3 protein-coding genes are annotated in these 1176 nt (G+C 67.3%); 1 reads left to right on the plus strand and 2 read right to left on the minus strand.

The window, feature by feature from the left end; translation table 11 throughout:
* The coding region (locus HC022_RS27020) for an NAD(P)/FAD-dependent oxidoreductase (RefSeq protein WP_175583754.1) at positions 1 to 470 on the plus strand (470 nt) is incomplete at its 5' end.
* Between the two features lie 11 nt (positions 471 to 481).
* Here HC022_RS27020 and HC022_RS27025 read toward each other — a convergent pair.
* Positions 482 to 934, minus strand: a complete 453-nt coding sequence (locus HC022_RS27025) for a CreA family protein (RefSeq protein ID WP_167454431.1) — start codon at positions 932 to 934, stop codon at positions 482 to 484.
* A 23-nt stretch (positions 935 to 957) separates the two neighbouring features.
* Positions 958 to 1176: pyridoxamine 5'-phosphate oxidase family protein (locus tag HC022_RS27030; RefSeq protein ID WP_167454432.1), on the minus strand; the 219-nt coding region annotated here is incomplete at its 5' end.

Genomic DNA, 1176 nt, shown 5'->3' on the forward strand with positions numbered 1-1176 from the left:
AGGATGCACCCGAGAACCTGCGCGCGGCCTTCGCGGGCTTCGGCGGGCGGGTGCCAGAGATGCTGGCCTCGGTCGAGCGCGTCGGGCTCTGGGGGCTGTTCCGTCACCCGGTGGCGCGCAGCTGGCACGGCGAGGGCGTGGCGCTTCTGGGCGACGCCGCCCACCCGACGCTGCCCTTCATGGCGCAGGGGGCCAACATGGCGCTCGAGGATGCGTGGACGCTGGCGGCCTGCCTCGCGGCCGACGCCGATCAGGCGCGGGCGCTCGGGCTTTACCAGTCGCGCCGTCGCAATCGCTGCGAGCGGATCGTGTCCGCGGCCAATGGCAATGCATGGAAGTACCACCTTCGCAACCCGCTGCTGCGCGGGGTCGCGCATCGAGGGCTGGGTCTCGCGGGGCGGCTGATGCCGCAGCGGATGCTGCAGCAATTCGACTGGATATACGGCCACGACGTCACCGTCGCGGCCTGATCCGGCAGGATTCAGTCCGAGCCGTAGAGCGGCACGGTCGAGACCGCGAGCTTGGCGGAGCCGTCCACCAGCTCGCTCGCATGAACGAGGTAGATCAGCGTCTGGTTGGCCTCGTCGAAGATGCGCTTCACCCGCAAACTCTTGAGAACGATGGAGCGCGAGGCGCTGAACACATCCTCGCCGTCTTCCGACCTGTCGATGTCCCCGACCGTGATCGGCCCGGTCTGGCGACAGGCGATGGAAGCGTTCGACGGGTCCTCGAACCAGTTCCCCTTGGACAGCCGGTCAAAGAGGCCACGGTCGAAATAGGCGATGTGGCAGGTCACGCCCTCGACCTTGGGGTCGGCGACGGCCTCGATGATTATGTCGTTCCCGGTCCAGTCCACCCCGACCTCACCGACCTGCTCGGCCTGCGACATGAGGGGAACGCAGGCGAGCAGCGCGGCGAGGCGGGGCAGGGTCATCGGGCGAATCCTTTGGTCGTTGTTCAGAACACGACCCGACCATGATCGCCCACGTCGGGCGTGTCACCGGTCAGATTGGCCTTGGCGATCTGGTAGAGGAAGCTCGCGCCACCATCGCCGGCCCAGACCTCGGCCTCGTGCGGGGTGAATTTCACCAGCTGAACGGAGTTGTAGGAGAGGCCAGAAGGGAAAAAGGGGGAGGGGAAGGCGTTCCAGAGAGTGGCGAGAGGAGGGGAAGGGGG

This window comes from Salipiger sp. HF18 (assembly GCF_011806505.1).
GTDB classification, from domain to species: Bacteria; Pseudomonadota; Alphaproteobacteria; order Rhodobacterales; family Rhodobacteraceae; genus Salipiger; species Salipiger thiooxidans.

Bases quoted from the DNA above. Each gene is read 5' to 3' on its own strand.
- HC022_RS27025 (WP_167454431.1), bottom strand. From the start codon at position 934: ATGACCCTGCCCCGCCTCGCCGCGCTGCTCGCCTGCGTTCCCCTCATG.